The sequence below is a fragment of the Synechococcus sp. R60.1 genome (genome assembly GCF_047461835.1).
Taxonomy (GTDB): domain Bacteria; phylum Cyanobacteriota; class Cyanobacteriia; order Thermostichales; family Thermostichaceae; genus Thermostichus.
This window is the reverse complement of the sequence record NZ_JANSIA010000049.1, coordinates 1-21,090: the sequence shown is the minus strand read 5'-3', so window position 1 is coordinate 21,090 and position 21,090 is coordinate 1. Positions and strand designations below refer to the sequence as shown.

General features: G+C 59.1%; 18 protein-coding genes and 2 pseudogenes. 12 read left to right on the top strand and 8 right to left on the bottom strand.

Annotation, left to right across the window (positions count from 1 at the left end; all coding sequences use genetic code 11):
• The 3 genes and pseudogenes from NW834_RS08290 to secF form a co-directional block, all read left to right on the top strand.
• A pseudogene (locus NW834_RS08290) lies at positions 1-152 on the top strand (RNA-guided endonuclease TnpB family protein); the annotation flags it as partial.
• A gap of 78 nt (positions 153-230) precedes the next feature.
• Complete coding sequence (gene secD, locus NW834_RS08285; protein ID WP_414331113.1) at positions 231-1,577, top strand: protein translocase subunit SecD; 1,347 nt, start codon at positions 231-233, stop codon at positions 1,575-1,577.
• Positions 1,574-2,575 carry a protein translocase subunit SecF gene (gene secF / locus NW834_RS08280; RefSeq protein WP_414344225.1) on the top strand — a complete coding sequence of 334 codons (1,002 nt, stop codon included), beginning with the start codon at positions 1,574-1,576 and terminating at the stop codon, positions 2,573-2,575. Before secD ends, secF begins: the two co-directional genes overlap by 4 nt.
• 73 nt (positions 2,576-2,648) lie before the next feature.
• Here secF and NW834_RS08275 read toward each other — a convergent pair whose 3' ends face one another.
• Complete coding sequence (locus NW834_RS08275; RefSeq protein ID WP_414419353.1) at positions 2,649-4,577, bottom strand: FAD-dependent oxidoreductase; 1,929 nt, start codon at positions 4,575-4,577, stop codon at positions 2,649-2,651.
• Between the two features lie 140 nt (positions 4,578-4,717).
• Here NW834_RS08275 and NW834_RS08270 point away from each other — a divergent pair, with 140 nt between their 5' ends.
• Positions 4,718-5,920 carry an argininosuccinate synthase gene (locus NW834_RS08270; protein ID WP_414344220.1) on the top strand — a complete coding sequence of 401 codons (1,203 nt, stop codon included), beginning with the start codon at positions 4,718-4,720 and terminating at the stop codon, positions 5,918-5,920.
• Between the two features lie 92 nt (positions 5,921-6,012).
• Here NW834_RS08270 and ahcY read toward each other — a convergent pair whose 3' ends face one another.
• Entirely contained in the window at positions 6,013-7,293 is a 1,281-nt protein-coding gene (ahcY, locus tag NW834_RS08265) for an adenosylhomocysteinase (protein ID WP_011433351.1), read from the bottom strand.
• Positions 7,294-7,387: 94 nt separating this feature from the next.
• Between ahcY and ruvX the strand changes: the two genes are divergently transcribed.
• On the top strand, positions 7,388-7,900 hold the full coding sequence (ruvX, locus tag NW834_RS08260; RefSeq protein WP_011433350.1) for a Holliday junction resolvase RuvX: 513 nt from the start codon (positions 7,388-7,390) through the stop codon (positions 7,898-7,900).
• Between the two features lie 140 nt (positions 7,901-8,040).
• Positions 8,041-9,258 (top strand): NAD(P)/FAD-dependent oxidoreductase, encoded by a 1,218-nt coding sequence (locus NW834_RS08255; RefSeq protein ID WP_414419352.1) that lies wholly within the window; start codon positions 8,041-8,043, stop codon positions 9,256-9,258.
• Here NW834_RS08255 and proC read toward each other — a convergent pair.
• The 5 genes from proC to speB form a co-directional block, all read right to left on the bottom strand.
• Positions 9,255-10,058 carry a pyrroline-5-carboxylate reductase gene (proC, locus tag NW834_RS08250; protein ID WP_011433348.1) on the bottom strand — a complete coding sequence of 268 codons (804 nt, stop codon included), beginning with the start codon at positions 10,056-10,058 and terminating at the stop codon, positions 9,255-9,257. The two genes, NW834_RS08255 and proC, sit on opposite strands and share 4 nt — an antisense overlap.
• Before the next feature lie 5 nt (positions 10,059-10,063).
• Entirely contained in the window at positions 10,064-10,639 is a 576-nt protein-coding gene (locus NW834_RS08245) for a cell division protein SepF (protein WP_011433347.1), read from the bottom strand.
• Between the two features lie 568 nt (positions 10,640-11,207).
• Positions 11,208-11,891, bottom strand: coding sequence for a YggS family pyridoxal phosphate-dependent enzyme (locus NW834_RS08240; protein WP_414419351.1), 684 nt, complete (start codon positions 11,889-11,891; stop codon positions 11,208-11,210).
• Between the two features lie 103 nt (positions 11,892-11,994).
• A complete protein-coding gene (locus tag NW834_RS08235; protein WP_011433345.1) occupies positions 11,995-12,843 on the bottom strand; it encodes a prohibitin family protein in 849 nt (282 codons plus the stop codon).
• A 72-nt stretch (positions 12,844-12,915) separates the two neighbouring features.
• Positions 12,916-13,839, bottom strand: a complete 924-nt coding sequence (gene speB / locus NW834_RS08230; RefSeq protein WP_414400488.1) for an agmatinase — start codon at positions 13,837-13,839, stop codon at positions 12,916-12,918.
• A gap of 194 nt (positions 13,840-14,033) precedes the next feature.
• On the opposite strand from speB, the gene NW834_RS08225 reads away from it, so the two are divergent.
• The 6 genes from NW834_RS08225 to NW834_RS08200 all read left to right on the top strand — a co-directional run bounded on the left by NW834_RS08225 (position 14,034) and on the right by NW834_RS08200 (position 20,886).
• Positions 14,034-14,786, top strand: a complete 753-nt coding sequence (locus NW834_RS08225; RefSeq protein ID WP_414419350.1) for a DUF561 domain-containing protein — start codon at positions 14,034-14,036, stop codon at positions 14,784-14,786.
• Between the two features lie 348 nt (positions 14,787-15,134).
• Positions 15,135-15,869, top strand: a complete 735-nt coding sequence (rph, locus tag NW834_RS08220) for a ribonuclease PH (protein ID WP_011433341.1) — start codon at positions 15,135-15,137, stop codon at positions 15,867-15,869.
• A gap of 246 nt (positions 15,870-16,115) precedes the next feature.
• Complete coding sequence (locus tag NW834_RS08215) at positions 16,116-17,357, top strand: response regulator (RefSeq protein WP_011433340.1); 1,242 nt, start codon at positions 16,116-16,118, stop codon at positions 17,355-17,357.
• 605 nt (positions 17,358-17,962) lie between these two features.
• Positions 17,963-19,660: an ATP-binding cassette domain-containing protein gene (locus NW834_RS08210; RefSeq protein ID WP_414419349.1), complete on the top strand. Its 1,698-nt coding sequence runs from the start codon at positions 17,963-17,965 to the stop codon at positions 19,658-19,660.
• Positions 19,661-19,672: 12 nt separating this feature from the next.
• The gene (locus tag NW834_RS08205) at positions 19,673-20,311 is read left to right on the top strand and encodes a riboflavin synthase (protein WP_414419348.1); all 639 of its coding nucleotides are present in this window, start codon (positions 19,673-19,675) and stop codon (positions 20,309-20,311) included.
• Positions 20,312-20,322: 11 nt separating this feature from the next.
• A complete protein-coding gene (locus NW834_RS08200; RefSeq protein WP_414374890.1) occupies positions 20,323-20,886 on the top strand; it encodes a shikimate kinase in 564 nt (187 codons plus the stop codon).
• 128 nt (positions 20,887-21,014) lie between these two features.
• Here NW834_RS08200 and NW834_RS08195 read toward each other — a convergent pair.
• Positions 21,015-21,090, bottom strand: a pseudogene (locus tag NW834_RS08195) (photosystem II protein D2); the annotation flags it as partial.

Sequence of the window (21,090 nt, the reverse complement as noted above, 5' to 3'; positions counted from 1 at the left end):
AAGGGGATGCGGATTTGAATGGTGCGAATGTGATTGCGCTTTTGGGGGCTGTCGTAAACCAGCCTAGAGGTTCGGGCTTGTTTTGTTCTCTGGTAGAGCATAACAGGCTCAGGGCTACTGAAAGCCCGCGCTACACTGCTAAGGCGGTGTAGGGTCGGGTAGTTTACAAAGTGCCAAAATCCTAAGAGCCTCAGATCGAGTGCGACCGTGTTCCTCACCTTCTCAGCAGTATGGCTAGATCCTCAGCGTCGTGGCTCAGTCGGCTCTCCTTTTTGCGAGGGCTGATCTTCATCTTGGCCGTGGTGGTTGCCCTCGTTTACTTGGGCTTCAGCCGGGAGGTTCGCCTTGGCCTTGACCTCAAGGGAGGAACCCAGCTCACGCTACAAGCTGTGCCCACCGAGGAGGTGCCTGAAATCACCCCCGAAGTGATGCAGGGGGTAGAGGCCGTCATCCAGCAGCGGATCAACGGGCTGGGGGTGGCTGAGCCTCTGGTGCAGATCAGCGGCCAAGACCGCCTGTTCGTGCAGTTGCCGGGGGTGGCGGATCCGGATCGGGCCATTGCTCTCCTTGGAGATACAGCCCAACTGGAGTTTCGCAAGGGCTTGGTTCCCGTCGGCGCGCTGCCCCGCAACGAGCGGGGAGAGATAACAGCGGGGGAGGATCCGGATACTCTGTTTGAGCGGGTCGGCCTCACCGGGGATCTGCTGCGCAATGCCTATCCCCAAGCCCCTCGCCGCGGATCCCAGAGTTGGGAGGTGCTGCTGGAGTTCAAGCCGGAGGGGGCAGAAAAATTTACTCAGCTCACCCGAGATCTGGCCGGAACAGAACGTCCATTGGGCATTTTTCTGGACGACGTGTTGATCAGTGCCCCGATCGTGGGGCCGGAGTTTGCCCGCACCGGCATCACCGGCGGGACGGCGGTGATCACGGGCAACTTTACGGTGGAAACCGCCACTGACTTGGCGGTCAAGCTCAGGGCAGGAGCGCTGCCGGTTCCCATTCAGGTGATCGAAAATCGCACTGTCGGGGCCACTTTGGGGGAAGTGAGCGTGCGCCGCAGCCTCTATGCCGGGATCGGGGGCCTGGTGCTGGTTTTCCTCTTTATGGTGGCCTACTATCGCCTGCCAGGGCTGATTGCGGACATTGCTCTGCTTATCTACGCCCTCTGTACCTTTGCTCTCTTCCAACTGCTGGGGGTAACCATGACTCTGCCGGGGATCGCCGGCTTTATCCTCAGCATCGGCATGGCGGTGGATGCCAATGTGCTGATCTTCGAGCGCATCAAAGAAGAGTTGCGGGCCGGCAAATCCATCTACAAGTCCATTTCGGAAGGGTTTAACCGCGCCTTCAGCAGCATCCTGGACAGCAATGTGACCACCCTTTTGGTCTGTGGCGTGCTTTTCTGGCTGGGGATGGGACTGGTGAAAGGGTTTGCGGTAACCCTGGGCATTGGCATTCTGGTGAGCTTCTTTACGGCCATCACCTGCACCCGTAGCCTGCTCTTGGCGGCAATGGGGATCCCCAGCTTGCGCAAACCTGAGTTTTACGGCGTTCGGATGGAGGCGGCCCAATCATGACGGCTCAAGAGCTATCCCCCGTAGATCCTGCCTCTCGGTTGCTCGACTATCGCTTCGACATTGTTGGACGGAGCAAGCTGTGGTTCAGCTTGTCCTTGGCGGTGCTGCTGGTGGGGCTGGTCAGCATGGCCTTTTCCCTGGCTTCTCTGGGAACTCCCCTGCGGCTGGGGTTGGATTTTTCCGGCGGCACCTTGCTGGATCTGAGCTTTGAGCGGCCTGTCACCACCGAGGAGCTGCGACGGGCGCTGCAGGAACACAACCTGGGCACCAGCATCATCCAGCTGGACACCCAAACGGGGCAGGAAGCCCTGATCCGCATGCCCCCCTTGACTGAGCAAGAGCGGCTGGCCGTGGAAGCCACCCTGCGGCAGGAGATTGCTCCCTTCGAGCGCAACCTGGTGGAGACAGTGGGCCCGACGGTGGGGCGTTTGCTCTTGCGTTCCGGCATCGTGGCCGTGCTCATCTCTTTCGGGCTCATCGTGCTGTACCTGGCCCTGCGCTTTCAGTGGGATTACGCGGTGTTTGCCATTGTGGCGCTGCTGCACGATGTAGTGTTGACGATAGGGCTATTTGCCCTTTTGGGCCTGACGGTGGGTATGGAGGCGGACAGCCTGTTTGTGGTGGCGCTGCTGACCATCATCGGCTTTTCCGTCAACGACACCGTGGTCATCTACGACCGCATCCGCGAGAATCTGCGTCTGGTGAGCCGCAAGGTCAGCCTGGCCGAGGTGGTAAACCTATCTCTGAACCAGACCTTTGCCCGCTCCCTGAACACCACCCTGACGACGATGCTGCCCCTAGTTGCCATCGCCATTTTCGGGGGAGCTACCTTGAAGGGGTTTGCCATTGCCCTGCTCATTGGCTTTACTTTGGGGGTGTATTCCAGCATTTTTATCGCCAGCCCCCTGTTGGTGTGGTGGCGGCAGCAGCGCTATGGCAAAAGTAGCGAAGATGCCCGCGCAGGCAGGGATCCCGATTCACTTCCCTCTGAGGGCTAGGGCCCCGATATCGGAAAAATTGGGTCGATTGGGTGGGGATCTGTCGTTCGCGCTGAGACGGTGTCCTCTGGGTTCACCATTGCAGTCTTTGCCCATGGGAGATCAGGTAGCGCTGTAAATCGGCTATTTTGCCTTGCGGTACGATCTGAGCTGGGATCAGGCCGGGAGCTTGACTGCGCAGCCAAGCCACGGTCAGGCCTGCTGCCGAGCCGATGGTCCATTCGCCGTAATGCACCCGGGTGGCAGCGTTGACAATGTGGCTGACGGCGATCCCTTTGCCGCCGATGAGCAGGTTATCCACCTTCTGCGGGATCAGGGCTTCTAAGGGAATGAGAATGGGACGGACGGAAAACTCGTTGACTGGCGCGGAGCTGGCCGAAAGAGAGGGCTCCCAGTTGCGGTAGCGACAGCCATGGATATCGATGGCGTAGTGGGTAACTCCCACCACGGTGGGGCTGAAGTCCCGCCCCCCAGTGGTGCCGACGCGAATATCCTGCTCCAACATCAGGAACTCCGCTTGGCCGTAGGCAGATCGCCCCAGAATGCGTCGACCTTCCCGGATGTAGGGGTAGAGGCTGAGGCCGGAGCGGGTGCCCAGCAAGGACTCTTCGGCAAACACCAAGGACAGGGGATAGCCGCTGCGGGATTGGGTTTCCATCAGCCACTCGGCAAACAGCAGGGCGTGGTTTTCTCCATCTTTGATGGCCGAGACATCCAGGCCCCCCAGCCAGTTGTGGCGCTGCCCTGAGGCCACTAGCCGCTCTTCCGTCAGGATCAGGGGCGGGTTCATGATCCCCCAGTCGTTGCCGCGGTTCCAGTTCACCAGCGTCAGGTCGCCTGGAACAGGCGTGCTGTAGAAGGGATCCCGGCGGCCCTTGCTGACGATGCGGCGGTAATTGAAAAAGCTCTGGCCGCTGAAGGTGGGGAAACCCTCCATGTCGAACTCGCGGCGGTGTTCGGCGCGGGAATAGCCCGGCTGCAGCTGGACCAGCTCGGCGCGGGAGCGCCCGCCATCGTCGTGGATGGCCAGCACGAAGGGAAAGGTAAAGGCTTGAGTACACTCCGGGTTGCTGGCGGGGGCGGCATTGGGCTCTCCGGTCACGTCTCGCCCTTCCGAACCCAGCCGATAGGGGATCCCGGCCCAGCCCACCAGCTCGCCGGTATCGGTGGCATCGATCACGAAGAATGAGCGGCCCGGCGGCGCTTGTAGACGCAGCACTCGCTTGGCGAACACCTCCGTTTCCTGCCAACTGTACCAGCTCACCAGCTCCCGCCACAGCCGTCCCGGTGGCACAAAATCGGGATCCCGCGGCTGCCGCTGCACAGCGTAAATGCTTTCAATCCGGGATCCATCGGCGCTGAAGGTGGCCCCCTTAAAAGCCGTTTGGGTAGCCCAGCGACTGTTGGGGGCATTTTGGGCTGCCTGTTGCAGCCAGGTTTCCACCGCCTGCAGCCCGGCCTGGGGCGGAAAACACAGCCCTCCCACCCAGCAGCTGTTGATCTCGGATACGCGGGTTCCCGGCGGGATCCCTGTCCAGGCCGGCAGATGCACCGGCTGGCTTTCGATCAAGGCCTTGAACTCCAGCCAGTGGCGGGAAAAATTGCCCCGCTGCCGCATCGGCAGCGATTCATCAATGGCCGATACCCCCTGGGAGGTAATCTGACCCCCCAGCCAAGGGGTGAGCTCGATGAGACAGGTCTGCACCCCCCCTCGCATGGCATGGCCTGCCGCTGCCACCCCTCCCAGGGATCCGCCCACCACCACCAGCTCGCACTCCCAAATCTCGTCCGGCTGCGGCAAGGGATCCAACAAGGGCCAACCGTAGGCGGTAAAACGGGGCACCTCCGGCTCGGAGACGGCAACAGGGGATCCCATCTCTGGCTGGGAGAGGGCGGCAAACCCCATCCCGGCCACAAAGCTCAGCAGCGACAGGATCCCCAGCCCCACAGTTCGCTTGGGCTCAGATCCCCGGCACGCCGCAGCCGTCTTTTTGCCAGCCATGCTCACTCACACCCCCGGCCTTTCCCCGGCAGGAGAAATCCCCTTGAGAATAGCTGAGGAAACCGACATTGAGGCCAGCCAGGATCCCTGCCACAGGGCATAATGGGCTAGCAACTTTTTAACGGCAACGGCGGGATCCCATGGGACGGGCAAAGAAGGTGGTATTGGCCTATTCAGGCGGGGTGGATACTTCCGTCTGCATTCCCTATCTCAAGCACGAGTGGGGGGTGGAATCGGTGGTGGCCCTGGCAGTCGACTTGGGGCAGGGGGCGGAGCTGGAGGCCATTCAGGCCAAAGCCCTCAGGGCGGGGGCAGAGCAATCTCTGGTGCGGGAGGCTGTCCAGGCCCTCATTACCGACTATGCCTTCCCGGCCATCCAGGCCAACGCCCTCTACGAGCAGCGCTACCCCCTTTCCACGGCCCTGGCCCGACCCCTGATTGCCAAGCTGCTGGTGGAAGTGGCGGAAGAGGTGGGCGCCGATGCGGTGGCCCACGGCTGCACCGGCAAAGGCAACGACCAGGTGCGCTTTGATCTGGCTATTGCTGCTTTAAATCCCCAGCTCAAAGTGTTGGCCCCTGCCCGCGAGTGGGGGATGACCCGCGAGGAGACCATTGCCTATGGGGAGCGCTACGGGATCCCCATGCCCGTGCAGAAGTCCAGCCCCTACAGCATCGACCTCAACATTTTGGGCCGCAGCGCTGAAGCCGGCATCCTAGAAGATGCCGACCGGGAGCCGCCGGAGGAAGTGTATGCCCTCACCCGGCCTATTTCCCAGACACCCGACGAGCCCGCCTACGTGGAGATTGAGTTCGAGCAAGGGATCCCTGTCGGGGTGGATGGGCAGCGCCTCAGTCCCAAAGCCCTCTTCGAGCAGCTCAACTCCTTAGCTGGCCTGCATGGGGTGGGCCGCATCGACATGATCGAAAACCGCCTGGTGGGGATCAAGTCGCGGGAGATCTACGAGTGCCCTGCTCTAATGGTCTTGATCCAAGCCCACCGCGAGCTGGAAAGCCTCACCCTCACCCGCGATGTCATCCATTACAAGTACGGCATCGAGACCACCTACAGCCAGTTGATCTACAACGGCCTTTGGTACTCGCCGCTGCGGGAGGCTCTGGACGCCTTTATCCGCGCCACCCAGAAAAGCGTCACCGGTGTCGTGCGGATGCGGCTGCACAAGGGCCAGGCGGTCTGTGTGGGCCGTCGCTCCCCTTATTCCCTCTACAACCCCGAGCTGGCCACCTACGGCGCAGGAGACCAGTTCGACCACAAAGCAGCAGAAGGCTTCATCTACGTCTGGGGTCTGCCCACCCGCGTTTGGTCGCAGGTTCACAGAATCTAGGAATCCCCTCCTGGCTCGAGGTTGGGGGGAGCACGCTAGCCCTGCTGCTTGGGATCCCAGACTCAGCTCCCGATTGAATTCCCAAAACCCACTTAAGTCCCGGCAGTCCACGTGTTGCCGTACTCGATCTGCTCTGGAGTGAGGCTGTCGATTTGGATCCCCATGGCCTTGAGCTTGAGGCGGGCGATGGCCTCGTCCACCTCGAGAGGAATGGGGTGAAGCCCTGGGGCCAAGCGGCCCCGGTTTTTCACCAGGTATTCGCAGGCCAGGGCCTGGTTGGCAAAGCTCATGTCCATGACGCTGGCGGGGTGCCCTTCGGCAGCAGCCAAGTTAATCAGGCGGCCTTCCCCCAGCACCACCACTGACTTGCCCGACTGCAGACGGTATTCTTCCACAAAGGGGCGCACCGTCTGTCGGGAGACGGCCCGCTCCTGCAGCGCCACCAGGTCGATTTCAATGTCAAAGTGGCCGGCGTTGCAGACCATCGCCCCATCCTTCATGCGGTCGAAGTGCTCGCCGCGAATCACGTGCTTGTTGCCGGTGACGGTGATGAAGATGTCCCCCAGAGCAGCGGCTTCTTCCATCGGCATCACCCGGAAGCCGTCCATCACCGCCTCCAGAGCCCGCACCGGGTTGACTTCCGTGACAATCACCTGGGATCCCATGCCGCGGGCCCGCATGGCCACTCCCTTGGCGCACCAGCCGTAGCCAGCCACCACCACCGTCTTCCCGGCCAGAAGGATGTTGGTACAGCGCAGGATCCCGTCCAGGGTGGATTGGCCGGTGCCGTAGCGGTTGTCGAACAGGTGTTTGGTCTCGGCGTCGTTGACGGTCATCACCGGGAAGCTGAGCACCCCCGCCTTGAGCATGGCCCTAAGGCGCACCAGGCCAGTGGTGGTCTCTTCCGTGGTGCCGATGAGCTCTGACAGTTGCTCCTGACGGTGCTGCACCAGCTCCGCCGTCACATCTCCGCCATCGTCGATAATCAGGTTGGGGCGGTGATCTAGGGCAATCTGGACATGGCGGCGGTAGGTGGCCACATCTTCTCCTTTGAGGGCAAACACCGAAATGCCATGGTCCGCCACCAGGCTGGCGGCCACATCGTCTTGGGTGGAAAGGGGATTGCTGGCAATGAGAACGCTATCCGCCCCCCCTGCTTGTAGAGCCAGGGCCAGGTTGGCCGTTTCGGTCGTAATGTGGCAGCAGGCCACCAAGCGCAGCCCGGCAAAGGGCTTTTCTTGAGCAAAGCGCTCCCGGATCTGGGCCAGCACCGGCATCTCCCGCGCCGCCCACTGGATCCGTTGCTTGCCCAGGGGGGCGAGGTTCAGATCTTTCACTTCATGCTTCGGGAGAGACAGGGTAGCGCTGGTCATCGAGTGTTGCTCCAAACAGGGTCATCGAGAGAGGATAGGGGAACGGAAACTGCAAGCCCCAAAGGGGGCCAGGCAGCCATAAAGATCAGCAAGGATGTCGATAAGCCTGAACTATTCTGCCACAAGGGATCCCCTTTCAGCGCTGGGGCTGGATGTAGGCAACCGCCGCATTGGCGTGGCCGGCTCCGACCGGCTGGGGCTGCTGGCTACTGGCCTGGGGGTGATCCAGCGCCGTTCCCTCTCAGAGGATATTGCCCAAGTGCAGGAGTGGATCCGCCGCCGCCAGGCCACCGTGGTGGTGGTGGGGATCCCCCTTCTGGCGGATGGGTCGGTGGGATCCCAGGCCCGCAAAGTCCAGCGGTTCGTGCGCGCTTTGCAGGTGGCCGTGGATCTTCCCATTGTTACCGTCAATGAATACCTGAGCACCGCGCAGGCGGAGTGGGATCTGCGCGAGGCGGGGATCCCGGCCAAAGCCCAGAAGGGCTTAATCGATCAGCAGTCGGCGGCGGTAATTCTCCAAACTTGGCTGGACGAGCGACGGGCTTCCCTGTCAGAAGTGCCGGCTTGGCAAAGTTGGGGCAACAAAGACTACGCTGGAGAAGTCTAGCCGGGAAAGTTTAAATCAATTCAAGCCCAAGGTGGGCCATCCCTCGTTGCCCCTTCTGCATCAGCAGGGTGTGATTGTTAAGTCGGGGCCTTTCGCGCAACTTTGATAACGTCTGATAACGTCACGTGAACCATCCGAGCATGAATCGCATTTGCATTCTTGGGGGCGGCTTTGGCGGGTTGTACACAGCTTTGGAACTGAGCCGGCAACCCTGGCCAGAACCACCCCAGATCACCTTGGTCGATCGGCAGGAGCGGTTCGTCTTTGCCCCCCTGCTTTATGAGCTGCTCACCGGAGAAATGGAAGACTGGGAGGTGGCCCCCCGTTTTCAAGATCTGCTGCCCCCGGGATCGGTGCAGTTTCGCCGCGGATCTGTCCAGGCCATTGACCCTCAAGCCCGCCGCGTGGAGCTGGAAGATGGGCAAAGCTTGGAGTACGACGCGCTGGTGCTGGCGCTGGGGGGAGAAACCCCTCTGGAGAGCGTTCCGGGAGCGGCGGAGTTTGCTTTTCCCTTTCGCACCCTGGCAGATGCTCAGCGGCTGCGCGCCCACCTGAAGGCGTTGGAAGACCGGGATCCGGCTCAGCCTGTGGCTCTGGCTATCGCAGGAGCAGGGGCCAGTGGCGTGGAACTGGCCTGCAAATTGGCAGATCGGCTGGGCTGGCGGGGACGGATCCGCCTCATCGAGTTGGGATCCCAAATCTTGTCCGGCTTTGCTCCCTCCAGCCGGGAGGCGGCCCAAGAGGCGCTGGCCCAACGGCGGGTGCAGGTGGAGTTGCAAACCAAGGTCTTGGGCATCGAGGCCCTTGGCGAGAACGGCGCCCCTCCCTTCCATCTGCAGCTGCAACGGCTGGAGACCCAGGAGATCGCCACAGATCTTGTGGATGCTGTGCTGTGGACTGTCGGAACCCGACCGGCAGCGGTGATTGCCAATTTGGATCTGCCCAAAACGGAGCGGGGACGGCTACAGGTTTTGTCCACCCTACAAACCCCCACCTTCCCAGAGATCTTTGCCTTGGGAGATGCAGCAGCGGTGGTGGATGCGGAGGGCAAGCCGGTGCCGGCCACAGCCCAAGCGGCTTTTCAACAGGCCGGTTATTGCGCCTGGAACCTGTGGGCTTTGCTCACCCGCGAGCGGCCTCTCTTGCCCTTTCGCTACTTTTCCTTGGGGGAAATGCTCAGCCTGGGGGTGGATACGGCGGTGCTTTCTGCCCTTGGCGGACTCACCCTGACCGGCCCCCTGGGCTATTTGGCGCGGCGAACTGCCTATCTGGTGCGCCTGCCCACACTGGAACACCAGCTCAAGGTGGGATGGAATTGGATCACCCGTCCCCTCTGGCAAGGGCTGCTGGCCCGCTAGGATCCCTGTAACTGGCAAGAGCGCTCGTAGGCCGCTCGCACTGCCTGCATCAGGGCTCCCCGCACCCCCGCCTGCTCCAAGGCTTGGATCCCGGCAATGGTCGTCCCCCCTGGACTGGTGACCCGGTCTTTGAGAACGGCAGGGTGCAGATTTTCTTGCTGCAAGAGGGCAGCAGTACCCGCCAAGGTCTGCAGGGCCAACTGGGTAGCAATGGGACGCGGCAGCCCCACCTGTACCCCTCCGTCGATCAGCCCTTCCAGAATCACCGCCAGATACCCCGGCCCGGAACCCGAAAGTGCCGTCACCGCATCCATCTGGCTTTCGGCCACCGTCACCACCTCGCCCACCGCGCGAAACAGCTTCTCCACCTGCTCCACCTGCATAGGCGTCACCCCTGGCCCGTAGCTGATGGCCGTTATGCCCGCCCCCACCAGCGCCGGCGTGTTGGGCATCGTGCGCACCACCTTTTGTTTGGGAAAAGCCTGCTGCAACTGCTGCAAGGGGATCCCGGCCATAATCGAGATCACCAGCTCTGTGGCGGACAGCCGGCCCATCTCAGCCACCACTGTCGGGAAGAGCTGCGGTTTAACGGCCAGAAACAGAATCTCAGACTCTCCCGCCTGGGATGGATCCGCCAACAATCGGATACCCAGCTCCTGCTGCAGGGCCACAGCCTTATCCAGATCAGGCTCCCGCAAGGCCACCTGCGCTGCGGGATAAACTCCCACAGCTACCCAACGCCGCAGCAGGGCGGATCCCATGGCTCCACCCCCGATAACACTTAGCAGTGGCCGCTCCATAGCAACTAGTGCTGACCTACTGCCTGCAGATGCTCATAGGTGCTGGGCCAGAGGGGGGTAGGGCTTTGCAAAGGGCGCTGCAGCGGCTGCACCACTTGGCTACTGGGGGTGGAAACCATCACCGTGCTGGGGGTGAACAAAAAAATGTTCTCTCCGATGCGCTCTTGGTGGCCATCGATGGCGTAGGTGCCGCCGGCAACGAAATCCACAGAGCGCTGCGCCTCAGCGGGATCCATTAGGGTCAAGTTCATGATCACCGTCTTGCGCTCCCGTAGGTACTGGATAACCTGAGCCATCTCATCGAAGCTGCGCGGCTCCATCACCACCACTTCACTGGTGGGTGGGTTTACGCCCGGTAATCCAATCACGTTGCTCCCCATACTGCCCCCTGCTGAGCGATCCCGATGCTGACTGCGCCGATGGCCCCGCGACTCTTCTCGACCGGCAGAGCCCTCCCCCGCTTCCACTCCCCGTTGCCGCCGCCCTCGCGGAAGGGTACTCACTTCCTCCTCTTCGGGGGGAGCAGCCGGTTGGGAACGGCGTCCCTCGTAGAGCAGTTGGTAATCATCCTGCCCTTCCATTTCAGAGTACTCCTCCAGGCCGTCCACGGGATCATTCAGACCCACAAAATCTCTTACCCTGCTCCAGATTCCATTGACATTCATATGCACATCCTCACTACAGGTCATGGGTTTACGGCGAGCGTAGGATTCAGGCTCTTGATTGGATCCTGAGTGGCTCACTCAAGCTAGGGGGCGTCCTTTTATTCTCGGTCAAAGTCTTTCAATAGGCTGAGACAGGGTTTGCTCAGGAAGCTGCCGAAGCAGGTGGGGGCTAACGTAGGTTAACAAAACCCCATTGATTCGACGACTAGAGTTTACCCAGAAGAAGTGAAGATGTCATCTCACTTGCCAAGCCGTTGTTTGGCAGGATTGAACTCTGCTCCCCGTCTGGATTGAGCCCACGTTAACGGAAGTAACGCAAATGATTACAAATTTCCCCAATAGGGCAAATCCTGGGCGGGATCCCCCCGCTTTTGATCGAGCCAAGCCAAACTCTCGCCCCGAAGGTACCCCGCAGGGCGACTGGGGAGTTGCACGGCTTTACACAAAATTTAATCACAATTTAACAGCTTCACAGAGGCCACATCTATTTCCGCTCGGCGTCGGCAAACAAAGCACGCCCCAGCCGGATCAAGTTAGAGCCTGCTGCCACCGCCAGGAGGTAATCGTCGGACATGCCCATGGAGAGGGTGTGCACCTGCAGATGTTCATAGCCGCTGCGCTGGATGTAATCGGCCAGTTCGGCCAGCTTGCGAAACAGGTCTAGGGCCGCCTCTGAGCTCAAGCCCAAAGGCAAAATGGTCATCAGGCCCACAATTTGCACCTGCAGCAGTTGGTTCAGTTCGGGGAGGCTCTGCAACAGATCGGGGATGAGCCAGCCGAACTTATTGGGATCCGGAGCCAATTTAACCTGCAGGCAAAGCTTGGGGGTGAGGTGCAGCTCCCAGGCTTTTTGGTTGATCAGCTTGGCCAGGCGCAAGCTATCGACGCTGTCAATCCAGGCAAATTGCTTGAGGGCCGGTTTGACTTTGTTGGTCTGCAGATGCCCGATCAAGTGCCAGACGATATCGGTCAGATCTTGCAGTTGCCCTTGTTTGACGGCGGCCTCTTGCACTCGACTCTCCCCAAAGTGGCGGATCCCAGCCCGATAGGCGGCGCGGATGTGGTCGGCAGTGTAGCCTTTGCTCACTGCCATGATCTCCACATGGCCTGGGATCTGGGCTCGGATGGCCTGAATGCGGCTGTGGATGAGCTGCTCGTCAAGGGGCATCGTCAGGTCAGCAGGCCGGGGATCGCTATCCCCATTCTCGTTCCAATTGGCAACAATGCTCTGGGATAGATTTTTGCAGAACCCAGAGCCAACGGGCTGTCCGCTACCGCTGCCAGGGATCCGGTCGGGAGATGATCACGCGGGTGCCGGGCGCCAGTTTGCGCGCGTAGTCCAACTGCACCACTTCTGGGTTTTGCTTCAGGGCTTCCCCCTGGAGGCGAATGGCTTGGGCTTCTCCTTCTGCCAGGATCACCAATCGTTGTTTTTCCAGCTCTGCTTTTTCCACGAGGAAGCGTTCCCGCTCTTTCTCTTGCTCGGCAATTTGCTTTTGCTCGATGGCCGTTTGGAATTGGTCGGAGAAGCGGACATTGCGCAGCAGCACGTTTTGCAAGATCAGGTCATTCTCAGCAAAAATGCTGGAGAGCTGCCGCTCCACATTTTCCTGGATCTGCTCGCGTTCTTCCGAGAAAACGGCGATGGCGCGGTGCAAAGCCAGTTCATTGCGCACCACCGTCCGCACCTCTGGGCGAATCACTTTGTCCACGTAGGAAGGGCCAATGGTCTGGTGCAGGTGGGCCACTTGGTCGGGATCCAAGCGAAAGCGCACCGAGACATCGAGGGAGATCTGCTGGCCGTCGGCGCTGAGCACTTTCAACGCATCATCCCCCTGGTTTTCGGAGCGTTGGGAGGCCATGGTGTAGGTTTGGGTGCGCACGTCGTAGAAGATAGGCGTTTCCACCAGCGGCAGCAGGAGGTGCAGCCCTTCTCCCAGCGGCTGCGGCTTCAGCCCCGTCAGGGAGTTGAACACCACGGCCCGTGTGCCGGCAGGCACCACCACCAAGCACTGCAGCAAGGTGGCCAAGAGGATCAGCAGCAATGCCCCACCCACCAAGGGAATCCAGGACAAAGCGGGAAGTTCAAAAGCAGGACGACGGGGGTGGGCCGATTTCACAGGTGTGTTACCCAAAAACCTAAAGAACTCGAACAGGTGCCCCGGGGATGGCCGGCCAAGCTCTTCTTGAGCTTAACCCAAGGCCGCAGCCAAGATCTGATAGGCCAGTTTGGCGACCGTGAAGGCGCTGCGGCGATCGGTTTCCCGTTCTCCCGTGACCGACAGCTCTACCACATCGGCGCCGATGATTTGCCGTTGCTGTCCTAGTGCCCGAATCAGCTCCACCGTCTCCCACCAGCCCAAGCCGCCAGGTTCGGGGGTACCGGTGGCCGGCACAACAGCGGGATCCAGCCCATCCACATCCACCGTCAGGTAAACTTGGGGGCCCAAGGTGGCAATCACCTCTGGGATCCACTCCTGGGCCGGCTTGGCGTGCAGGCTGTGGGCAAAAAAGGTGTGCAGACGGCGCTCGCGAATGGTCTGGCGGTCTTCGGCGCAGATGGAGCGGATCCCCACTTGGGTGAGGCGGCTGCCCACTTGCTCCACCACGCGGGCCATAGCAGAAGCATGGGAATAGCGGGATCCCTCGTAGCTATCTCTCAGGTCGCAGTGGGCATCGATTTGCAGGACGTGCAGCTCCGGATAATGGGCCAGGTGGGCAGCAATCAGGGGCCCGCTGATGGAGTGCTCCCCACCAATGGAAAGCAGGAACCGCCCCGGTCTCACCCACTCGGCAGCGCGACGCTGGATTTCGGCCATAGCCAGCTCCTGGGCGGAAGATCCCAGACCTTCCAACTCCACCGGGGGGGCCGTCCAGTAGCGGGAGATCTCTTCCGAGAAGTCGGGGTGAAGAGCTGGCTGGCGATCCCGTACCTCGTCGTAGATCTCCACATAGGCAGAAGCCTGCAACAGCGCCTGAGGACCTTTGGCGGTGCCTTTGCCGTAGGAGGTGGTGGCCTCGTAGGGGACGGGCAGGAGAATCGCTTGGGCCATCTCCGGATCCGGCTCAGGCAGGCCCAGGAAGGGGAAGGGAGAGCGATACATGATGGCTTGCAAGAAGGGATCCCTATTCTATTGAATCTATTGAAGAATTGTGGTGAGCCAAAAGGACTGGGATGATGGGGTAAAGAGGGATCCCTTGTGGGATTGAGGCAAACCCTCTAGACTGAGCAAAGGCTTCCCCAAGCCTAGCTTTAGCAGCCGTTTGTTTTCACTCCTCTTAGACTGCCTTTCCACAAGCTGACGAGCCTATGACCACTGCCTCTCACGCTGCTCTTTTCGACGCTCTGGCCCAACGTCGGGCCCTCAAGATCATCAGCGGTCTACAAAACTTCGACCTGCAGTCGGTTCTGAGCATCACCCGCGCCGCCCAACAGGGAGGGGCCACTTGGGTGGATATCGCTGCCAGCCCCGAATTGGTGCAGCAGGTACGCGCCCAGATCGATCTGCCCATCTGTGTGTCGGCGGTGGAGCCACAGCAGTTGGCCGCAGCCGTACAGGCAGGAGCAGACATGGCCGAGATCGGCAATTACGACAGCTTCTACCCTTCAGGCCGCATCTTCTCCGCAGCGGAAGTCCTAGACCTTACCCGCCGAACCCGCTCTCTTCTGCCCCGCACGCTCTTGTCGGTAACCGTTCCCCACACTCTGCCTCTGAATCAACAGGCAGAATTGGCCGAGAAACTGGAGGATCTGGGAGCCGATCTCATCCAAACCGAGGGCAGCACCAGCGCCGAGCCGGTTCATGGGGGATCCCTGGGCCTGATCGAGAAGGCTGCCCCCACCCTGGCCGCCGCCTATGAAATTAGCCGTGTCGTCTCGGTACCGGTTATCTGCGCTTCCGGCCTCTCGACGGTAACAGTGCGCTTGGCCATTGCTGCCGGCGCTTCAGGTGTAGGGGTGGGCAAAGCTGTCAGCCGGCTCCAGGATGAAGTGGCCATGGTGGCTCAAGTGCGGGCATTGGTGGAGGCCTTGGGAGGATCTCGGATCCCTGCCCTTGTCTAGGTCGATGTCTGACCGGTAAAAGTTGACCCTCTTGCGCCAGCGTGCGCTGGTGCATTTTTTTTAGATTTTCTTGGACAAGCAGGGAATAAGTAGGTAAGTAGGGCAGCTGAGGGTAGAGATCAGCCGCTAGAAGTTTTGCTGCTCACAAGTGCTTCACTTTCTTCCGCGTAGAGGTGGCATACCCGGCAATATCCAATTTGCGGCGGTTGCTACACTTGTCGTCCTTGCCTTCCCAGACCAATTCCGTCCGCAGCCGTCGCCCCAGTCATGTTCTGCAAAGATTCCAAGTCCTGAGCCGCATTGGGCAGACATGGTTGACAATGCGAGGGATCCCTTTTTGAACTGTCCATGAGCTGGCAACGCCCAGATAATCGCACCGCTGCTCAATTGCGCCCGGTTTCTTTTGAGCGCCACTTTACCCGCTATGCCCCTGGCTCGGTGTTGGTCAAGTTCGGCCATACCCATGTCCTTTGCACCGCCAGTGTGGCCGAAGAAGTTCCCCCTTTTCTGCAGAACACCGGCCAAGGCTGGCTGACGGCTGAGTACCGCATGTTGCCCGGAGCCACGCAACAACGACAGCCGCGGGAAATGTTGAAACTATCGGGCCGTACTGCCGAGATTCAACGGCTCATCGGGCGCAGTCTGCGCGCCGCCTTGGATTTTCGCAAGCTGGGATCCCGTACCATCACCGTCGATGCCGATGTGCTGCAGGCCGATGGCGGAACGCGCACCGCCGCGATCACAGGGGGCTATGTGGCTCTGCACGACGCCATCACTTGGCTGTACAAACAGGGGGCGCTGGATCCGGCCCAGGGATCCCCGCTGCGGCAGCAGGTGGCGGCCCTTTCAGTAGGAATTGTGCAGGGAGAGGTACTTGTGGATCTGTGCTATGAGGAAGACAGCCAAGCCGAGGTGGACATGAACATTGTTATGAACGAGCAGGGATCCTTCATCGAGATCCAGGGCACTGCCGAAGCCGCCTGCTTCAGTCGCCCGCAACTGCTACAAATGTTGGAGATGGCCCAAGCCGGGATCCAAGAATTGCTCCAAGCCCAACGGCAAGCTCTCAATTTAGAAAGATAGAGCCATAGCCGGACCCTAGCCTTGCAATGGTAATCCTTCAAGGCACTGCATATGGGATTGCATGGGTGTATATCCTGGTTGGCAAAGCGGTATTCCCTTGCTGTAAAGGAATGGCCGGGAAAGCTAAGATCAGCCAGTTGTTAAAATAAGTGAGCTCTCTGAAGCTCTCCTTTCGACGGTTTGAGCGTGTGGCTGAGGTGAATCGCTGCTCATTTGGCCTGAAGAAGTTGGCCCGGAGAACGCTGCATGTCCCGTTTTGTGTTCGGCTCGGAGGAACTTGCGCCACTGCTCAGGCAGCAAGGTTGGCGGTTTACCACTGGATATCTGCACATTCACCTCAAGGGACTGGATCCCTCTGAGGGTGCGGAACCCTGGGTGTTGACCTACTACCACGGCAGGCTGCTTTTTTCTGCCGATCAACCCCTCAACACGCAAATCCTGCTGAAACGACTCTCCCGCTTTATTCCTCGCCTCAACTTGGAATGGCCACAGCGGGCCATCTCGGTGGTGCAAGAGCGCTTGATGAAAGACCATTCCTTACCTGAGCTGCTGGAGGCTATCACGCAATTGGGCCTGCTCAAGCCGGGGGAGCTGGAAGATGCCCTGTGGCTCAACCTGCTTACCGATTTCGACCGCTACCTATTCGAACGGGCAGGCACCTGTTACTTTGAGGTGCAGGAGCAGGTCGCCCAAGAGGCCCCCATTGGCGGGTTTGAGTTGGAGCCGCTGCTGCAAGAAGCCGCCCGGCGCCACGATCGCTGGGCAGATTTGAAGGTGGCGATCCCAACCCTGTTGGCGGTGCCGGTGGTCAATTGGGAACGGGTCAACCGCTACCGCATCACCGATGAGCAACGACAGAAGCTCCACACCCTCACCAAAGATGGCCAGTCGCTGGAAGCAATCGCCAAGAAGCTGTGCCGGGATCGGCTGGAGGTGGCCAATCTCTTTGCCTCCTGGGCGAAAAAAGGTTTGGTCAGCCTACAAACACCCCAAGAGCTGCTGCAGACCAAGCGCCACAACCCGATAACCATCTTGGCGGTGGACGACAGCGTGGTGATGCAGGAAATCCTACGGCAGTATTTGCCCAACTATCAGGTGATTACAACGGGCAACCCCGCCGAGGTGCTTCCTTTGTTGTTTCAGCATCGGCCCCACCTGTTGTTGATGGATATCGCCATGCCGGGGATCGATGGTCTAGAGCTTTGCCGCATTGTGCGCAGCTTAGAAGAGTTTAAGTCCCTTCCCATCCTGATGGTTACCGCTCGCGATGGTCTGCTGGCCCGCATCCGCGGCAAATGGTCGGGGGCAACCGCCTACTTGACCAAGCCCTTCAACGAAAGTCAGCTTAATGCAGAGGTGAAGCGGCTTCTGGCCCAACAGCCGCCTGCCCACAGACAAAATCCTCTGTCGGTTCAGGGAGGCAGAACAGGTCATCCTGCCCTGTTTCAGGGATCCCCCCGTTCCCTCGAGGATCAAGCCAAGGCGTAGTGTCCTTCTGAGTTGATCCCCGTCGCCATTGGCTTTCCTGTCAAAATCAACAAAGGTTTTATGTTAGATAAGAAGTCAACTCAAGAGACCATAACTTGTCTGGGCTGACTGCTAATGTCAATGGATTGATAGCTCATTAGGACATGCCCAAAAGAGAAAAATAGGTTGCCGGGGATTTCAGAAACAAGAGACGAAGTAAGCATCCCATACACTGAAAACTTATCCGATCAACCTTCCTCATTGTCATCACGACCGGCTACTTCAATCTCTCTCAGGAACTGGCTTTTCCCCGCTGGCATTAGAGGTCGTTTAAGCCTTAGAGAAGCCTCACAAGGCTTCTGGCAAAAGAGTCCATACTAAGGGTACCGACAAACAAGCCCTGAAGACATGAAATAAAGATCGAACAGGGTTCAGCAGGCACTTCTGAAGGCAAACCAGAAATATTAAACGCTGTCGTGGATCCCGGCAAGATCAATGAGAGGGAGAAATCAAGCAGAAATTGCTCAGGATCCATGGACAGGGATCCCAAGAATACGTAAAATCGAGTAAAGAATGTAAAGAAAACGCCACACTTCTCCAATTGGTCCCGATCCCCAAGGAGCATTATGCTGCGACTGGAACACATTAGCAAAATCTATCCCACCGGTGAGGTGCTCAAGGATGTGAACTGGGAAGTTAAGCCTGGGGATCGCGTCGGCCTAGTGGGAGTAAACGGGGCCGGAAAGACCACCCAGCTCAAGATTATCTGCGGGCAAGAAGAGCCGACCAGCGGCGAGGTGATCCGCCCCACCAACCTGCGCATCGCCTATCTCACCCAAGAATTTGGAGTGGATCCCGCCCGAACGGTGCGAGAAGAGTTCTGGACAGTCTTTCAAGAGGAAAACCGCATTCACCAAGAAATTGCCCAAATCACCCAACAGATGGAGCAGGCGGACGCGGACACGTTGGAAACCCTTTTGCGCCGTCTAGATCGTCTACAGCGCCAATTTGAGAGTTTACATGGCTATGAACTGGAGGCGCGTATTGAGAAAATCCTGCCGGAAATGGGGTTTGAGCCGGAGGACGGGGATCGGTTGGTGAGCGCCTTCAGCGGCGGCTGGCAGATGCGCATCAGCCTGGGGAAAATCCTGCTGCAAAAACCCGATTTGATGTTGCTAGACGAGCCGACCAACCACCTAGACTTGGAGACCATTGAGTGGCTGGAAAACTACCTCAAGAGCTTGACGATCCCCATGGTGATTGTTTCTCATGATCGAGAGTTTTTGGATCGGCTTTGCACCCAAATTGTGGAGACGGAGCGAGGAGTTTCTACGACATACTTGGGTAACTATTCTCAATACCTACTCCAAAAAGCTGAACGGCGAGAGGCACAACAAGCTGCCTACGAACGTCAGCAAAAGGAAATTGAAAGGCAACAAACCTTCATCGATCGCTTCCGGGCCAGTGCCACCCGCAGCACTCAGGCCAAAAGCCGCGAAAAACAACTGGAAAAGATCGAGCGGGTCGAAGCGCCCATTGGCGACGTGCGTACCCTCAAGTTTCGCTTTCCCCCTGCTCCCCGCAGTGGTCGCGAGGTGGTGAAGATCGAGAATTTGACGCACATTTATGGAGATAAGATTTTGTTTTTGGGTGCGGAGCTGTTGATCGAGCGTGGGGATCGCGTCGCCTTTCTGGGGCCCAATGGGGCAGGAAAATCCACCCTGCTGCGTCTTATCACCGGCCTAGAGCAACCTACCGAGGGATCTGTGAAATTGGGAGCACACAATGTGATCCCTGCCTACTTCGAGCAAAATCAAGCAGAGGCTTTGGATCTGAGCAAAACCGTCTTGGACACCATCCATGACGAAGTGCCCGACTGGAAAAACGAAGAAGTGCGCACGCTGTTGGGTAGCTTTTTGTTCAGCGGCGACGCCGTTTTTAAGAAAGTAGCGGCTTTGAGCGGGGGAGAAAAAGCCCGCTTGGCGTTGGCGAAAATGCTACTTCAGCCGGCCAACCTACTGATTTTGGATGAGCCCACCAACCACTTAGATATCCCGGCCAAAGAGATGCTGGAAGAAGCTTTACAGCATTACGATGGCACGGTGATCCTTGTTTCTCACGACCGCTACTTTATCTCAAAAGTGGCCAACAAGATTGTAGAGATTCGCAACGGAGAGTTGGTCGCCTACCAGGGCAACTATCACTACTATCTAGAAAAGATCGCTGAAGAGAAAGAGAAAGCCCGACAAGAGCGAATCGCTGCCGAAAAACGAGCCAAAGAGCGAGAAAAACAGAAAGCCAAAAAGGCAGCCGGCAAAACCTAAGGAGCCAAAGCAATGTTTACGGGTCTGGTTCGAAGTTTGGGCACAGCCCAGTTGATCAATTCTTCACAGCTACGGGTTACCTGTCCCCGGTTGCAACCTCAGTTGGCCTATGGAGATAGCGTGGCGGTGGACGGCCTTTGCCTGACGGTGGTGGAGATTCTGCCCGATGGATTTTTGGCCGATGTTTCGCCGGAAACCCTGCGGCGCTCGACTTGGGGCCAGGGATCCCTCGGCCCGCGCACAGTCAACCTGGAACCGGCGCTGCGGGTAGGAGACAAGTTAGGGGGGCATTTTGTCAGCGGCCATATCGATGGGGTGGGGCAACTGTGGGATCAAGCCGCCACTGGCAACGCCTGGGAGCTGAGCTTCAAGGTTCCTGAAGAGATCGGGCGTTACATCGTACCCAAGGGCAGCGTGGCGGTGAATGGGGTGAGCTTGACCATTGCTGAGGTGCGCCAAGGGGGCTGCTGGTTCAAGGTGGCTGTGATCCCCCAAACCTACCGCGAGACCAACCTTTCCCAGCTCCAAGTTGGGGATCCCGTCAACATAGAGGCGGATATTTTGGGCAAGTATGTGGAAAAATTGCTGGGCTTGGCCCCCCTTGAGAGCAGCGTTTCTCTGGAGTTTCTGGCCGAGCATGGCTATATCTAGGTACCTTTCCCATGATCCACCCCGAGGAAGTTGAGCGCCTGCGCGGCGTAAATGTTTATCTCATTGGGATGATGGGCAGCGGCAAATCCACCGTGGGATCGGAGCTGGCAGCCCAGTTGCGCTTTCAATTTTTCGACACCGATGGTCTGGTGGAGCAGGTGGGGGGTTCTTCCATCGCTCAGATCTTCGCCGAGCATGGGGAAGCCTACTTCCGGGATCTGGAGACGCAGGTGTTGGCCCAGTTGAGCAGCTACACCCGGTTGGTGATCGCCACAGGCGGCGGCATTGTGTTGCGCCCCAAAAATTGGAGCTACTTGCACCATGGCCTCACCGTTTGGCTGGATGCGACCCCCGAGCTGATTTGGCAGCGGCTCAAGCGGGATCCCGGCCAACGCCCCCTGCTGCAAACCCCCGACCCCCAAGCTGCCCTGTACAAGCTGATGCAAGAGCGAGAGCCGTTCTACGCCCAAGCCGATGTGCGGGTGCCCATCCGGTCAGAAACCAGCCCGCCCCAATTGGTTGAACAGATCTGGCAAGCCATTCGCGCCCGCTTGCGAGACGGGATCCCTTCCTAGCCACCTCATGCCCATCACAAAAAACAAAAAGGGATCCCATGAGGGATCCCTGAACTCTTTAGTTTTTGATTTTTGATTACTCAAGATTCGCCGGGAGCGGATCCCTGACGAGACCAGAACGGCTTCCTTTAGAGCGCATTGCCGCGGGGGAGGACTTCTTCAGGGAACTCAAAGCGCTCATGGGGCTGGTCCTGCGGCGCCATC

Bases quoted from the DNA above. Each gene is read 5' to 3' on its own strand.
- NW834_RS08210 (WP_414419349.1), top strand. From the start codon at position 17,963: ATGCTGCGACTGGAACACATTAGCAAAATCTATCCCACCGGTGAGGTG.
- ahcY (WP_011433351.1), bottom strand. From the start codon at position 7,293: ATGACCAGCGCTACCCTGTCTCTCCCGAAGCATGAAGTGAAAGATCTG.
- NW834_RS08215 (WP_011433340.1), top strand. From the start codon at position 16,116: ATGTCCCGTTTTGTGTTCGGCTCGGAGGAACTTGCGCCACTGCTCAGG.
- ruvX (WP_011433350.1), top strand. From the start codon at position 7,388: ATGTCGATAAGCCTGAACTATTCTGCCACAAGGGATCCCCTTTCAGCG.
- NW834_RS08225 (WP_414419350.1), top strand. From the start codon at position 14,034: ATGACCACTGCCTCTCACGCTGCTCTTTTCGACGCTCTGGCCCAACGT.
- NW834_RS08245 (WP_011433347.1), bottom strand. From the start codon at position 10,639: ATGGAAGGGCAGGATGATTACCAACTGCTCTACGAGGGACGCCGTTCC.
- NW834_RS08200 (WP_414374890.1), top strand. From the start codon at position 20,323: ATGATCCACCCCGAGGAAGTTGAGCGCCTGCGCGGCGTAAATGTTTAT.
- NW834_RS08275 (WP_414419353.1), bottom strand. From the start codon at position 4,577: ATGGCTGGCAAAAAGACGGCTGCGGCGTGCCGGGGATCTGAGCCCAAG.
- proC (WP_011433348.1), bottom strand. From the start codon at position 10,058: ATGGAGCGGCCACTGCTAAGTGTTATCGGGGGTGGAGCCATGGGATCC.
- NW834_RS08270 (WP_414344220.1), top strand. From the start codon at position 4,718: ATGGGACGGGCAAAGAAGGTGGTATTGGCCTATTCAGGCGGGGTGGAT.
- secF (WP_414344225.1), top strand. From the start codon at position 1,574: ATGACGGCTCAAGAGCTATCCCCCGTAGATCCTGCCTCTCGGTTGCTC.
- rph (WP_011433341.1), top strand. From the start codon at position 15,135: ATGAGCTGGCAACGCCCAGATAATCGCACCGCTGCTCAATTGCGCCCG.
- secD (WP_414331113.1), top strand. From the start codon at position 231: ATGGCTAGATCCTCAGCGTCGTGGCTCAGTCGGCTCTCCTTTTTGCGA.
- NW834_RS08255 (WP_414419352.1), top strand. From the start codon at position 8,041: ATGAATCGCATTTGCATTCTTGGGGGCGGCTTTGGCGGGTTGTACACA.
- NW834_RS08240 (WP_414419351.1), bottom strand. From the start codon at position 11,891: ATGCCCCTTGACGAGCAGCTCATCCACAGCCGCATTCAGGCCATCCGA.
- NW834_RS08205 (WP_414419348.1), top strand. From the start codon at position 19,673: ATGTTTACGGGTCTGGTTCGAAGTTTGGGCACAGCCCAGTTGATCAAT.